14 protein-coding genes are annotated in these 12,652 nt (G+C 66.8%); 2 read left to right on the plus strand and 12 right to left on the minus strand.

Annotated features, from left to right (window positions below; translation table 11 throughout):
• Nucleotides 1-21 precede the first annotated feature (21 nt).
• The 8 genes from IP92_RS28065 to IP92_RS28100 all read right to left on the minus strand — a co-directional run bounded on the left by IP92_RS28065 (nucleotide 22) and on the right by IP92_RS28100 (nucleotide 6,281).
• Complete coding sequence (locus tag IP92_RS28065; RefSeq protein WP_145881646.1) at nucleotides 22-1,278, minus strand: NAD(P)/FAD-dependent oxidoreductase; 1,257 nt, start codon at nucleotides 1,276-1,278, stop codon at nucleotides 22-24.
• Nucleotides 1,275-1,580, minus strand: coding sequence for a c-type cytochrome (locus IP92_RS28070; protein WP_145881648.1), 306 nt, complete (start codon nucleotides 1,578-1,580; stop codon nucleotides 1,275-1,277). Before IP92_RS28070 ends, IP92_RS28065 begins: the two co-directional genes overlap by 4 nt.
• Nucleotides 1,577-2,350, minus strand: coding sequence for a sulfur oxidation c-type cytochrome SoxA (soxA, locus tag IP92_RS28075; protein ID WP_145881650.1), 774 nt, complete (start codon nucleotides 2,348-2,350; stop codon nucleotides 1,577-1,579). The genes IP92_RS28070 and soxA overlap by 4 nt, the downstream gene beginning before the upstream one ends.
• The gene (gene soxZ / locus IP92_RS28080) at nucleotides 2,347-2,670 is read right to left on the minus strand and encodes a thiosulfate oxidation carrier complex protein SoxZ (protein ID WP_145881652.1); all 324 of its coding nucleotides are present in this window, start codon (nucleotides 2,668-2,670) and stop codon (nucleotides 2,347-2,349) included. Before soxZ ends, soxA begins: the two co-directional genes overlap by 4 nt.
• Nucleotides 2,670-3,122: a SoxY-related AACIE arm protein gene (locus IP92_RS28085; RefSeq protein WP_145881654.1), complete on the minus strand. Its 453-nt coding sequence runs from the start codon at nucleotides 3,120-3,122 to the stop codon at nucleotides 2,670-2,672. Before IP92_RS28085 ends, soxZ begins: the two co-directional genes overlap by 1 nt.
• Nucleotides 3,119-3,517 carry a sulfur oxidation c-type cytochrome SoxX gene (gene soxX / locus IP92_RS28090; protein WP_229419013.1) on the minus strand — a complete coding sequence of 133 codons (399 nt, stop codon included), beginning with the start codon at nucleotides 3,515-3,517 and terminating at the stop codon, nucleotides 3,119-3,121. Before soxX ends, IP92_RS28085 begins: the two co-directional genes overlap by 4 nt.
• Before the next feature lie 83 nt (nucleotides 3,518-3,600).
• Nucleotides 3,601-5,784, minus strand: coding sequence for a xanthine dehydrogenase family protein molybdopterin-binding subunit (locus IP92_RS28095; RefSeq protein WP_145881659.1), 2,184 nt, complete (start codon nucleotides 5,782-5,784; stop codon nucleotides 3,601-3,603).
• Complete coding sequence (locus IP92_RS28100; protein ID WP_145881662.1) at nucleotides 5,781-6,281, minus strand: (2Fe-2S)-binding protein; 501 nt, start codon at nucleotides 6,279-6,281, stop codon at nucleotides 5,781-5,783. The genes IP92_RS28095 and IP92_RS28100 overlap by 4 nt, the downstream gene beginning before the upstream one ends.
• A gap of 269 nt (nucleotides 6,282-6,550) precedes the next feature.
• Between IP92_RS28100 and IP92_RS28105 the strand changes: the two genes are divergently transcribed.
• Nucleotides 6,551-7,162 (plus strand): OmpW/AlkL family protein, encoded by a 612-nt coding sequence (locus IP92_RS28105; protein WP_145881664.1) that lies wholly within the window; start codon nucleotides 6,551-6,553, stop codon nucleotides 7,160-7,162.
• Between the two features lie 284 nt (nucleotides 7,163-7,446).
• On the opposite strand, the gene IP92_RS30050 is transcribed toward IP92_RS28105, so the two are convergent.
• Nucleotides 7,447-7,908, minus strand: coding sequence for a DUF2244 domain-containing protein (locus tag IP92_RS30050; protein ID WP_158206752.1), 462 nt, complete (start codon nucleotides 7,906-7,908; stop codon nucleotides 7,447-7,449).
• A gap of 330 nt (nucleotides 7,909-8,238) precedes the next feature.
• Between IP92_RS30050 and IP92_RS28115 the strand changes: the two genes are divergently transcribed.
• Nucleotides 8,239-9,930 carry a methyl-accepting chemotaxis protein gene (locus IP92_RS28115; RefSeq protein WP_145881668.1) on the plus strand — a complete coding sequence of 564 codons (1,692 nt, stop codon included), beginning with the start codon at nucleotides 8,239-8,241 and terminating at the stop codon, nucleotides 9,928-9,930.
• Between the two features lie 64 nt (nucleotides 9,931-9,994).
• On the opposite strand, the gene IP92_RS28120 is transcribed toward IP92_RS28115, so the two are convergent.
• Genes IP92_RS28120 through IP92_RS28130 form a run of 3 tightly spaced genes read right to left on the minus strand, consistent with a single transcriptional unit; the run spans nucleotide 9,995 to nucleotide 12,646 of the window.
• Complete coding sequence (locus tag IP92_RS28120; protein WP_145881670.1) at nucleotides 9,995-11,188, minus strand: hybrid sensor histidine kinase/response regulator; 1,194 nt, start codon at nucleotides 11,186-11,188, stop codon at nucleotides 9,995-9,997.
• Between the two features lie 16 nt (nucleotides 11,189-11,204).
• The gene (locus tag IP92_RS28125; RefSeq protein WP_199271949.1) at nucleotides 11,205-11,810 is read right to left on the minus strand and encodes a chemotaxis protein CheB; all 606 of its coding nucleotides are present in this window, start codon (nucleotides 11,808-11,810) and stop codon (nucleotides 11,205-11,207) included.
• A complete protein-coding gene (locus IP92_RS28130; RefSeq protein WP_229419014.1) occupies nucleotides 11,810-12,646 on the minus strand; it encodes a CheR family methyltransferase in 837 nt (278 codons plus the stop codon). The genes IP92_RS28125 and IP92_RS28130 overlap by 1 nt, the downstream gene beginning before the upstream one ends.
• Between the last annotated feature and the right edge of the window lie 6 nt (nucleotides 12,647-12,652).

Here is a 12,652-nt window from a genome sequence, read left to right on the forward strand (position 1 = left end):
CAACAACTAACGGCGCTATCGTCAGCCCAGCGTATCCGCCCAGATATTGGCAGCCCAGCTCTGCGCGTACGTGCCTTCCAGCGCGCTGGCGTCCTTCGACAGGCCGCCGGATCCCGGCACCACGAGCAAGGTCTTCTTCGCCGCGTCGTAGGCGTGCACGGAGGCGACGTGGATCACGTCCTGGTCCGACACGTAGCTGTAGCACGTGTTCGTCAGCACGGGGGCGGCAAACGGCGCGCGGCCGGACAGCAGGTCGACGACGGCCGCCGCGCACACCTTGGCGTGCTGGTTGGCCATGTGCGCGGACTTCGGCATCAGCGGCGCCGTCTGGATCGCGTCACCGATCACGTGCACGTTGGCGGCCTGCGTCGATTCGAACGTGACGAAGTCCACCTCGCACCAGCGTGCATTCGCGTTGGCCAGCCCCGTCTTCGCGGCGATCGCCCCGGCGCGGTGCGGCGGGATCACGTTCAACACGTCCGCCGTCACCTTCTCGCCCAGTTCCGAGATCGCCGTGCGCGTTGGCGCATCGATGTCCACCGTGCGGAATCCCGGGCGGTATTCGATGATGCCGCCGTAGCGCTCCTTCCAGATGCGCTTGAACAGCGGGCCTTTCGATACGACGTCCTCGTTCGCATCGAGCAGCAGCACCTTCGAACGGGGCTTGTGGCGGCTGAAGTAATGCGCCACCTGGCACGCGCGCTCGTACGGGCCGGGCGGACAGCGGTAAGGCGCCGGCGGCACCGCCAGCGCATACACGCCGCCATCCGGCATCGCTTCGAGCTGCGCGCGCAGCGCCACCGTTTGCGCGCCCGCCTTCCAGGCGTGGAGGATCTCGCCATTGGCCGGCATGCCCGGCAGTTCGTTGAACAGGAACTCGATGCCGGGCGCCAGGATCAACCGGTCGTACACCAGCATGCTGCCGGACGAGAGCACGACGGTGCGCTTGGCCACGTCGATGCCGGTGGCGCTGTCGCGCACCAGTTGCACGCCGTGCCGGCCCGTCAGGCCGTCGTAGCCGCGCGTCAGGTCGGCGATCTGGCGCGAGCCGCCCAGCACCAGGTTCGACAGCGGGCACGAGATGAACGTGGGATTCGGCTCGACCAGCGTCACGTCGATGTCGCCGCCGCTCCAGATGCGCACGTAGCGGGCCGCTGCCGCGCCGCCATAGCCGCCACCGATGACGACGACGTGCGGCTTCGCCCGAGGTGCCACGGTGGCGCAGCCGGACAATACAGCCGCGGCGCCGGCAGCGCCGAGGAAGGCGCGGCGCTTCATCGCTGCGCTCCCTTCTGCGCCGCGAACCAGGCGGCGATCTGCTCGAGCTGTTCGTCCGTGTAGCCCTTCGCCAGCTGGGTCATGATGGTGGCGGGCCGGCTGCCTTCCTTGAACGCCTTCAGGCTGGCCAGCAATGCTTCCTTCGGCTGCCCCGCCAGCGCCGGCAGCGCCGTGCCGGCCGGGTTGCCATTCGTGCCGTGGCACCCCGTGCACGTGGCGGCCAGGCGCTCGCCGGTGGACGGCGGCGGTGCCGCCTGGGCCGCGGCGGCCAGCAGCGCTACGATGGCGACGACGATCTTCATGGCCGTACTCCCGGTGATTCCATTGTCATGCCTTGTGCCCGCAGCGCGAGCCAGGCTTCCAGTTCGACGAGGTCTTGCGCGTCCGGTGGCGGCAGCGCCGCACGCACGCCGTTCATGCAGTTGCGCAGCCGGCGCTGCAGGCTGCCCATGCCCTGCCATTCGAGGCGGTAGATCGGATAGGCGTTCGCGTGACCTTGCGGGATCGTCGCACCGGCCAGCTTGCGGCCCCAGTGATCGTCATGGCATTGCGCGCACGACAGGTTCAGCTGGCCGATGCGCGTATTGAACAGCCGCTTGCCCCGCTCGGCGGCGGCACGCGTGCCCGCATCGTTCGGCGGCGCCACGGGCATGCCGCGCGACTGCAGCGCCACGTAGGCTTCCAGCGCCAGCAGCTCGTCCGACTCGGCCTTCCACGGAGCCGCTTGCTGCGCGCCCGTGCGGCACTGGTTGATGCGCTGGCCCAGGTTTAGCACCCGGCCGGCCGCCTTGTCGAATGCGGGATACCGCGCCGCGACGCCACGCATCGACGTCTTCGCATCGCCATGGCAGGCGGCGCAGCTCTTGTCGGCCTTGCCCGCCTTCGTGCTCCACAGCGCTTCGCCGTTGGCCACCCACAGCATGGCCGGGTTCTGCGTATCGTCGCGCTGCATCGCCCACGTCGATTCGCTCATGAATTCGCTGCCGGACTTGCGCCGATCTTGCGTCTGCGTCTGGGCTTGCGCCAGCGCTGCAGCGAGCATCAGCAACAGCGGCAGCGCCGGCGCGCTCATGGCGCCACCGTCAGCGCGATGCGCTCCGTTTGCGCGAAGCCGTGGTCGCCCGTCCAGCTGAACTCCAGCGTGCCCGTTTCCGTGGCGATCGTGAAGAACGCGATGTAGGGATTGGCGGCGATCGCCGGGTGCAGCTCGGCCGCGAACACCTGCTCGCCGTTGTAGGTGCACGTGAAGCGGCGGATGACGTCCTGCGGCAGCGGCTTGCCGTCCGCCCCCGGCCGGTAGCCGGACTCCATCGGGTGCGCGATCAGTGCGCGGATCTCGATAATGTCGCCGCGCTTCGCCGTCTTCGGCATGTGGATCAGCGCTCTAGCCATCAGGGCGCCTCCCCTTCGATGCAGGCGGCCAGCGTGACGATCACGTCCACCGTCTGCTGCCAGCAGCTGCCGTCGCTCATCCTCGCGACGGCGACGAGCTTCTGCGACGTGGCAAGGCGGATGCGCGTCGATACCTCGGCCTTGCCGGCGCGCGGGCCCAGCGTGAACTTCGCCACGTCCGTTTCCGGATTGCGCTCGTTGAAGATGGCGATGCCGGCCACGTGGTCGGCCGCCGTCATCGGGCTGTCGACGCGGATCGTCACCGGCACGGCGTTGCCATTGTCGATCAGCTTGGCGATCTCGAACGTCACGCGCCCCGTTTGCGGCGGCTTGTTGTCCGTATAGGCAGCGACGGCGGCGGCCATCTGTTCAGGCGTGGCGGATGCCGGGCGCACCAGCGCCAGCAGCGTGCCCGCGGCGATCAGCTGGCGGCGGTGGCGGTTTGGTCTCATCGGTTGCCCTTCAGTGTCGCCAGAAAGGCTACCACGTCTTCGATCTGCTGGGCCGAGAGGATCGTGCGGCCCTGGTGCGCCGGCGCCACGCGCACCAGCCCTTCGGTGCGGTAGTACGACGGCATGATGGTGTCCGGATTGATGCGCGCCGAGTCGGCGATGCGCAGGCGCAGCTGCGGCACGGTCCAGCGTGCGCCTGCGCCGTCCAGGCTGGGCGCCAGGTCGCCCTGGAAGCGCTCCTCGGGAATCGGGGCCGTATGGCACAGCAGGCACAGGCCCACCTGGCGGTCCGCCACGATCGCGCGGCCGCGGACCGGGTCGCCGGGCGTGGTGCCGGGCAGCGGGTGGTCGATACCGTCGGCGGCAGCGCTGATCTGGCACGCACAGGCCAACAAGAATGGGGACAGCCCCCTTGCTACCGCCTGCATCCAACAGCAGGCGGTGGCGGTGTTGGGGGCTGTCCCCTGAAGCGCCATCGCTACGCTTTCTTCAGGCTGTGGTTCTTCAGCGGCAGCTCGCGGATGCGCTTGCCGGTGGCGGCGAAGATCGCGTTCAGCACTGCCGGCGCGGCGACGGCAATGGTCGGCTCGCCGACGCCGCCCCAGAAGCCGCCGGATGGCATCACGATCGTCTCCACGGCCGGCATCTCGTCCATCTTCAGCACCTGATAGGTGTCGAAGTTGGTTTGCTCCATCTGCCCATCCTTCACCGTGCAGGCGCCGTACAGCGCGGCCGACAGGCCGTACACGAACGAACCTTCCACCTGCGCCTCGATCTGCTGCGGGTTCACCGCGTGGCCCGGATCGGTCGCCGCGACGATGCGGTGGATCTTCAGTTTGCCGTCCTTCGCCACCGACACTTCCGCGCAGGCCGCCACGTAGCTGCCGAAGCCCATCGTTTGCGCGATGCCGCGATAGATGCCCTTCTTCGGCTTCTTGTCCCAGCCCACCCGCTCGGCCACAGCGTTCAGCACGGCCAGGTGCTTCGGGCTGTCCTTCAGCAGCTTGCGGCGCAGCGCCAGCGGGTCCTGCTTCGTCGCGTGCGCGATCTCGTCGATGAAGCACTCCACGTAGATCGTGTTCTGGTTCAGGTTCACACCGCGCCAGAACCCCGGCGGCACGGCCGGGTTGTACATCGCATGATCGATCAGCAGATTCGGCACGCCATAGCCGAACGTCCCTTCCGGGCCGGACGGGTTCAGGCCCTGGAACGCGGCCGGATCCTTGCCGTCCTTGACGTTCTGCGGGAACAGCGCGGCCAGGATCGACTGGCCGGCAATGCGCATGTGCAGCGCCGTCACGTTGCCCTGCTTGTCCAGGCCCGCCGTCAGCTTGCACTGCGTGACAGGGTGGTACTGGCCGTGCAGCATGTCCTCCTCGCGCGTCCAGATCAGTTTTACGGGCGTGCCTAGCATCTCCTTGGCGATCAGCACCGCCTGGCGCAGCCAGTCGTGCACGGCGCCGCGCCGGCCGAAGCCGCCGCCGAGGTGGAGCTTGTAGACGTCGCACTTCTCCTGCGGCAGGCCGGCCGCTTCCGACGTGGCGGCCAGCGCCGCTTCGCCGTTCTGCGTGGGCGTCCACACTTCGCAGCGCTCCGGCGTCCAGCGCGCCGTGGCGTTCATCACTTCCATCGTCGCGTGGTTCTGGTGCGGGTATGCATACACGGCTTCGATCTTGCGCGCGGCGCCGGCCAGCGCGGCCTTCGCATCGCCTTTCGCATTGCCGGAGGCAGCCTCCGGCGCAGCGAGCTTCGCCTTGATCGCCGCCGCCACGTCGGCGCTGGACAGGTTCGCGTTCGGGCCCTTGTCCCATTCGATCGGCAGCGCATCGAGCGCCGTCTTCGCGCGCCACCACGTGTCCGCCACGACGGCTACCGCATTGTCGCCCACCTGCAGCACCTTCTTCACGCCGGGGCGGCCCTTGATCGCGTCGGCATCGAAGCTCTTCAACTTGCCGCCGAAGACGGGGCAAGCCTTGATCGCCGCGTTCACCATGCCCGGCAGCGCCAGGTCCATGCCGTACACCTGCTTGCCCGTCGTCTTGTCGACCGTGTCCAGGCGCGCCAGGCGCTTGCCGGCGATCTTCCAGTCCTTCGGGTCCTTCAGCGCCACGTCCTGCGGCGGCGTCAGGCGGCCGGCCGCGTCGGCGACCTTGCCGTAGGTGACGGTGCGGCCCGTGGGCACGTGCGTGATCACGCTGTCGGCCGCGCGGCAGTCGGCGACCGGCACCTGCCACTGGTCGGCTGCCGCCTGCACGAGCATCATGCGCGCCGCCGCGCCGCCCTTGCGCACGTAGTCGTGCGATTCGCGCACGCCGCGGCTGCCGCCCGTCGAGTAGCTGCCCCACACGCGCTTCCTGGCCAGGTTCGTGCCGGGCGTCGGGTATTCGGTCGTCACGCGGCTCCAGTCCGCGTCGAGCTCCTCGGCCACCAGCTGCGCCAGTCCCGTCAGCGTGCCCTGGCCCATCTCGGAGCGGGCGATGCGGATGACGATCGTGTCGTCCGGCTTCACGACGACCCAGGCATTCACCTCGGGCGCCTGGCCGGCGGGCTGGGCCTGGGCCGTGAACGGAATGTGGAAGCCGACGACAAGGCCGGCGGTGGCGGCGGCGGAGCGTTTCAGGAAGCCGCGGCGCGCGGGCGACGCAACGGTAGCGGTGCTCATGCCTTGCTCCCTTCACGATGTTCGATGGCGAGATTGGCGCTCGTCGGATCGCCGCCGCGCGCGACGACGTGGATCGCCTTGCGCACGCGGTTGTAGGTGCCGCAGCGGCAGATGTTCGTCATGGCCGCATCGATGTCCGCGTCGGTCGGTTTCGGCTTGTCCTTCAGGAGTGCGGTGGCGGCCATGATCATGCCGGACTGGCAGAAGCCGCACTGCGGCACGTCCAGCGCGGCCCACGCCTTCTGCACGGGGTGCGAGCCGTCCGGCGACAGGCCTTCGATCGTGACGATCTTCATCTGTTCCGTCACCGTCGACACGGGCCGCACGCAGCTGCGCGTCGCTTCGCCGTCGATGTGCACCGTGCAGGCGCCGCATTGCGCGATGCCGCAGCCGTACTTGGTGCCGGTCAGCCCCAGCTGCTCGCGCAGCACCCACAACAGCGGCGTATCTTCCTCCGCCTCGAATTGCCGTACCTGTCCGTTCACGTTCAACTTCATGCCTGGTCTCCTGGTGAAGAGTGGGTGGGAGCGCGGGCGGGCGCATGGCCGGGGATCATCCCAGCACCGCGCGCGCCGATCAATGGGCGGCGGTTGGCAGCTGTATTCAAGTTCCGTCAACAATACTTTGTAGGCAACCCGGCGGATATCTTACAGCCGATTTATCTAGTCCGCATTCGTTCCGGCAATTTTGACTACGATCAAGGTTTTTGTTGCGGCGCATCACTAAACTGGCTTCCGCTAACACGTCAAAACGAAGAGGAAGCATCATGAAAAAAGCAGTCATGGCAGTAATGGCGGTCACCGTGGGCATGCTGGCAGGCCAGGCTTCGGCACAGGAATCGAACTGGCTCGTGCGCGCCCGCGCCGTGCACATCGACCCGGCCGACAAGGCCGATCCGGTCGGCGGCGTCGGCGCATCGGACCGCATCAGCGTCGAGAACAAGACGATTCCGGAAGTGGACATTTCCTACTTCTTCACCAAGAACATCGCCGCTGAACTGGTGCTGACCTATCCGCAGAAGCACGAGGTCTACCTGGACGGCAAGAGCATCGGCACGTTCAAGCACCTGCCGCCGAGCCTGATGGCCCAGTACCACTTCACGCCTGAAAAAACGATCAGCCCGTACCTCGGCCTCGGTATCAACTGGACCACGTTCTCGAAGAACAAGCTGCTGAACGGCCAGGGCAGCCTGGAACACGACAGCTTCGGCCTGGCCGCGCAAGCGGGCGTCGACTTCAAGCTCGACAAGAACTGGTCGCTGAACGTCGACGTCAAGAAAGTGCAGATCCGCAGCGACGTGATGATCGCCGGCACGAAGGTCAGCAAGGTCAAGGTCGACCCGGTGCTGCTCGGCGTGGGCGTCGGCTACCGCTTCTAAGCACGATAACAACAACGAGTACAGCGTTTCAACCTGGAGTTACTCCAAGCCTTTAGCCTGCCCGGCTTGCCGGTGCAGGCTTTTTTTTTGCCAAAAAATGCCTGGAAAATGAGGTCTGTCCGTGATGCGTTTAGTTGGCAAGCTGCGTGCGCTGAAGACGCCTGCTTTAACCCAACGGCGAAGGCTGGGGTCAGACCCGCCGGGTCTGACCCCGGGGTTTCGGGTCTCGGGTTTGCCTTAACTGAACGGCATTAGGGTCTGCCCTCATTTTCCAGGCAATGTTTTTATCGGGCCAGCTCTTCGCGCAGCTCGCGCGCGAGCGCGCGGCGGCCTTCGTCTGGCAGCCAGGTGCCGACGGCGATCGAGATGCCGCGCGCTTCCAGGCGGATCGGGTCGCGCCGCCGCCGTGGTGCCACCACGCGCAGCCAGTGCGGGTCGAGCTGGAACAGCTTGATCTTCCCGCCGCGTAGCTGCTCGACGAACAGCTTGCCATGCTCCAGCACGATACGGTCGCAATCGGACGCGTGCCGGCTGTAGTTGACGAATGCCGCCGTCACCGCGGCGATCTCCAGCGCCGCGAACACCAGCACGTACCAGGCGCCTTGCCATGTGAAGAACACGGCCACGACGACCGACAGAACGAGCAGCAGCGCCCAGGCGGCCATCGTCTGGCGCGGCGTCAGCGAGCAGTTGCGGCGCACCAGCCACTCGCGCCTGCCGCCATCGAAGGGCCAATCGCGTTTCATCGCGCATCCTCGCTTGACGATTCCTCGGCGGTGCCCGGCACGGTCGTCATATCGTTCTCCTGTCGATTGCGAGGCAATGTAACCTTCGTTGAACTGCCGCGCACACACGATAGCGCGCGGCAAGCGATCGCTGTGGTGCGGTACCAACTCAGCCGCTTGCACCTTTGGCAGGGCGTTACAGGAAGGCCAATGGATCGTTGTATGGGCGAGACAGGGCCCGTCAAAAGAACCGTATCGCCCAGCAATACAGCCTTCTTTCGTGCAACATGAAAGCTGAATCGGCGGCCGCCAAGAGCCGCGCATGACTGATATTCAACAAGTGGGGTAGACATGTTCAATCTAAAGATCGGCGCTCGTCTCGGGCTGGGGTTCGGCGCGGTGCTCGCGCTGCTGCTGGTCGTGCTGGCGATCGGCCTGAGCTCGATGGCGCGCATCGGCGCGCGTACGGACGATATCGTGGCGGACAAGAACGTCAAGCTGGAAGCGGCCAACACGATGGTCGACAACATCCGCAACGTCACGCTGGCGCTGACGACGATCATCGTCACCCCGAGCACGCCGCAGGTCAACGCGGAGCTGGAGAAGGTGGCCGGCTACCGCAAGAATTACGCGGCCGCGAAGGCCAGGCTGGTGAAGCGGCTGACGACCGAGCGCGAGAAAGCGCTGATGGCGAAGGTCGATGCGCTGCTGGCCGACGGCGCCGCCAAGAACGACAAGCTGATCGCGCTGCGCAAGGATGGCGAGATCCAGGACGGGACGGAATACCTGCTGAACACGGCGGCCCCCACGCTGACGGGCGTGCTGACCGCGATGGACGAGTTGATCGACTATGAAGCCGAGCAAGCCAATGCGGCGGGCGCGGAAGCCAATGCGGTCTATCGCAACGCCCAGCTGCTGATGATCGCACTCGGCATCGCTGCGCTGGCCGTCGGCGCCGCGATCGCGTATTTCGTCACGCGCTCGATCACCCGCCCCATCGGCGAAGCCGTCGACGTGGCCGAGACGGTGGCCGCGGGCGACCTGGCATCGACCATCGCGACCGATCGCAGCGACGAGACGGGCCGCCTGCTGAGGGCACTGAAAGGCATGAACGACGCGCTGCTGAACGTCGTCGGCCAGGTGCGCAGCGGCACCGAAGCGATCGGCACGGCGTCGCGCGAGATCGCGGCGGGGAACATGGACCTGTCGGCGCGCACCGAACAGCAGGCCGGCTCGCTGGAGGAAACCGCCTCGACGATGGAAGAACTGACCAGCACCGTGCGCCAGAACGCGGACAACGCGCGCCAGGCCAACCAGCTGGCCCGCAACGCATCCGAAGTAGCCACGCGCGGCGGCGCGATCGTCTCGCAGGTGGTCGACACGATGGGCACGATCAATGCCTCGTCGAAGAAGATCGTCGACATCATCGGCGTCATCGACAGCATCGCGTTCCAGACCAATATCCTCGCGCTGAACGCGGCGGTGGAAGCGGCCCGTGCCGGTGAGCAGGGCCGCGGTTTCGCCGTCGTGGCAACGGAAGTGCGCAACCTGGCGCAGCGCTCGGCCGGAGCGGCCCGCGAAATCAAGGAACTGATCACCGCTTCCGTCGCGGACGTCGACCAGGGCTCGCGCCTCGTCAATGAAGCGGGTACGACGATGGGCGACATCGTGCAGAGCATCACGCGCGTGACGGACATCATGGGCGAAATCGCTTCCGCGAACCAGGAACAGACGACCGGCATCGAGCAGGTCAACCAGGCCATCACGCAGATGGACGAGGTGACGCAGCAGAACGCGGCCCTTGTCGAGGAAGCGGCGGCCGCATCGCAAAGCATGCAGGAGCAGGCGGCCCGGCTGGCCGAGGTGGTGGCGTTCTTCCGCACTGGCGAGACGGCCGCCGCGGCCGCTGCCGCCGCCGCGCAGCCGGTAGCCGGCAGCAGCGCGGTCGCCCTGGCCCGCCCTGCCGAGCGCAAGCCGGCGGCACCGATTCGCACCGGCGTGAAAGTGCCGGCCCGCAGTGCCGACGAGTGGGAAGAGTTCTGAGGTAGCGTGGACGGTCAGGCGCCGCCGCGCTTGACGTGCACGCGGGCCGCGCCGTCCATCGTCGTCAGGCCGGCGGTGTGCCCCGCGGCAGTACCAGCGAGAACACGGAACCCTCGCCCGGTTTGCTGGCCACCGTCAGCGTGCCCTTGTGCGCCTCGGCCAGCTGGCGCGAGATGTACAGGCCCAGGCCAAGGCCGGACGGCACGCCGTTGCCTGCGCCCCGTTCATACGGCAGGAAGATGCGGGCCTGCATCGCTTCGTCGATGCCTGGGCCCTGGTCGATCACGTCCACACGTGCCTCCGCTTCCGTGGCGACGAGGCGGATGCTGACCGGCTTGCCGCCGCCGTAGCGCAGCGCGTTCGTCAGCAGGTTGACGATCACCTGCTCGATGCGGAACTCGTCCCACCAGCCGCTCACCGCTTGCGGCGCATCCAGTTCGAACGTGGTGCCCGCATCCTGCGCCTGGCGCGACAGGTCGCTGGTCAGGCGCCGCAGCATGTCCTGCAGCTCGGTCCAGCCGGGGCGGATCGACAGCACGCCGCTGCGGATGCGCGACACGTCCAGCATGTCGTCGATCAGCCGGATCATCGCCTGGATCTGGCGCTCGTCGCGCGCCACCATCTTCGTCAGCGCATCTTCACCGAACGCTTCCAGGTTGCCGCGATCGAGCTGCATCTTGCGCATCTGCGTTTCGAGGAACAGCGTGTTCAACGGTGTCCTCAATTCGTGTGCGACCATTGACATGAACTCGTCGCGCATGCGCAGCGCGTAGCGCAATTCCTCCTGCGCGGCGCGCAGCTCGTTCATCGTGGCCTGTTGCTCTTCCACGCGGCGGCGGATTTCCATGCGCTGACAGTGCAGGTCGACGAACACGTTGACCTTGCTGCGCACCGCATCCGGATCGAGCGGCTTGTAGAGGAAGTCGACCGCGCCAGTTTCATAGCCCTTGAACGCGTAATTGAGTTCCTTGCCGGCGGCGCTGACGAACACGATCGGGATGTGCCGCGTCTTGTCCGTGCCGCGCATCAGCTCGGCCAGCTCGAAGCCGTCCATGCCGGGCATCTGCACGTCGAGGATCGCCAGCGCGAAGTCGTGCTCGAGCAGCAGGGTCAGTGCTTCCTCGCCGGACATCGCCTGGTACACGGCCCGGTCGTCGGCGCGGATGATGGCGTTGAGCGCGCGCAGGTTCTCCGCCAGGTCGTCGACGATCAAGAGCTTCGTGGGTTCCTTGTTGGGCTCCTTGGCCACGTGGTTCATTGTGTACTCTCCAACTTTATGCGGGCAGCGCCAGCAGCAGCTCGCGGATATCCCGCAGCGGCAGCACGAGGTCGGGCGGCCGCTTCCTGATCGCTTCGTTCGGCATCACGGCGACTTGCGCCTCGGCCGGGTCCTGCACCACCGTCAGCCCGCCGGCCGCGCCGATCGCCGCGAGGCCGGCGGCACCATCCTGGTTGGCACCCGTCAGCAGGATGCCGGCCAGCCGCGCGCCATACACGTCGGCCGCCGATTCCATCGTGATGTCGATCGCCGGCCGCGCGAAATGCACCGGGTCTTCCAGCGACAGCGAGAACACGCCGCCTTCCTCGATCGACAGGTGGTAATCGGCCGGCGCGAAATACAGCGTGCCCGGTTCCAGCTCTCCCTTGTCCGCCGCCTCCTCGACGCGCAGCGCCATGCGCTGCCGGAACACTTCCACCAGCTGGTTCTGGCGGCCGCGCATCACGTGCAGTACCGTCACGACCGGCAGCGGATAGTCGGCCCGCAGCGACGGCAGGATGTCCATCAGCGCGTTGACGCCGCCGGCCGACGCGCCGACCACCACCGCCTCGATCCGGTCGACGCGGCGCGAGTTCAACGCCTGGCGCACCATCTCGTTCATCACAGTTTCCTGAACAGCCGCTCGCGCTTGACGATCGGCTCGAACAACGGGCCATAGGCGGAGAAGTCGATGCTCTCCTTGCTGCCCAGGCCCAGGAAGCCGCGGTGGCACAGGGATTCATGAAACAAGCCGAGCGCCCGCTCCTGCAGCTTCTTCTTAAAGTAAATCATCACGTTGCGGCAGCTGATGAACTGCGTTTCCGCGAACACCGCGTCGGTGGCCAGGCTGTGATCCGCGAACGTCACGTTTTCCGCCAGCGAGCGATCGAACAGCGCCGCGTTGTAGGCCGCCGTGTAGTAATCCGAGAACGCGCGCCGCCCGCCGGCGGCCTGGTAGTTCTCCGTGTACGCCCGCATGTTCTCCAGCGGGAATACTCCTTTCTTGGCCTTTTCCAGCGACTGGGGATTGATGTCGGTCGCGTAGATGATACTGCGTTCCAGCAGCCCCTCCTCCTTCAGCAGGATCGCCAGCGAATACACTTCCTCGCCGGTGCTGCAGCCGGCCACCCAGATCTTCAGCGAAGGGTAGGTGGACAGCACGGGCATCACGTGCTCGCGCAGCGCCGCATAGTAGGTGGGGTCGCGGAACATCTCCGTGACGGGGATCGTCAGGTATTGCAGCAGCTCGGAAAACGCGCTCGGCTCGTGCAGCACGCGCGACTGCAGCGTCGAGATCGTGTCACAGCCCATCTCGCGCATCGCATGCAGCACGCGCCGCTTCTGCGACGCGCCGGTGTAGTCGCGGAAGTCGTAGCTGTACTTCAGGTAGATCGCCTCCATCAGCATGCGCAGCTCGATGTCGGTATCGCTGTGCTGGGGGCGGATCGGCTGCATCATGTCGGT

Source organism: Pseudoduganella flava, assembly GCF_007830495.1.
GTDB lineage: Bacteria > Pseudomonadota > Gammaproteobacteria > Burkholderiales > Burkholderiaceae_D > Rugamonas > Rugamonas flava.

Coding starts and splice junctions, on each gene's coding strand:
- IP92_RS28095 (WP_145881659.1), bottom strand. CDS start 5,784: ATGAGCACCGCTACCGTTGCGTCGCCCGCGCGCCGCGGCTTCCTGAAA.
- IP92_RS28120 (WP_145881670.1), bottom strand. CDS start 11,188: ATGAACCACGTGGCCAAGGAGCCCAACAAGGAACCCACGAAGCTCTTG.
- IP92_RS28105 (WP_145881664.1), top strand. CDS start 6,551: ATGAAAAAAGCAGTCATGGCAGTAATGGCGGTCACCGTGGGCATGCTG.
- IP92_RS28065 (WP_145881646.1), bottom strand. CDS start 1,278: ATGAAGCGCCGCGCCTTCCTCGGCGCTGCCGGCGCCGCGGCTGTATTG.
- IP92_RS28070 (WP_145881648.1), bottom strand. CDS start 1,580: ATGAAGATCGTCGTCGCCATCGTAGCGCTGCTGGCCGCCGCGGCCCAG.
- IP92_RS28115 (WP_145881668.1), top strand. CDS start 8,239: ATGTTCAATCTAAAGATCGGCGCTCGTCTCGGGCTGGGGTTCGGCGCG.
- IP92_RS28085 (WP_145881654.1), bottom strand. CDS start 3,122: ATGAGACCAAACCGCCACCGCCGCCAGCTGATCGCCGCGGGCACGCTG.
- IP92_RS28100 (WP_145881662.1), bottom strand. CDS start 6,281: ATGAAGTTGAACGTGAACGGACAGGTACGGCAATTCGAGGCGGAGGAA.
- soxZ (WP_145881652.1), bottom strand. CDS start 2,670: ATGGCTAGAGCGCTGATCCACATGCCGAAGACGGCGAAGCGCGGCGAC.
- soxA (WP_145881650.1), bottom strand. CDS start 2,350: ATGAGCGCGCCGGCGCTGCCGCTGTTGCTGATGCTCGCTGCAGCGCTG.
- IP92_RS28130 (WP_229419014.1), bottom strand. CDS start 12,646: ATGATGCAGCCGATCCGCCCCCAGCACAGCGATACCGACATCGAGCTG.
- IP92_RS28125 (WP_199271949.1), bottom strand. CDS start 11,810: ATGAACGAGATGGTGCGCCAGGCGTTGAACTCGCGCCGCGTCGACCGG.
- IP92_RS30050 (WP_158206752.1), bottom strand. CDS start 7,908: ATGAAACGCGATTGGCCCTTCGATGGCGGCAGGCGCGAGTGGCTGGTG.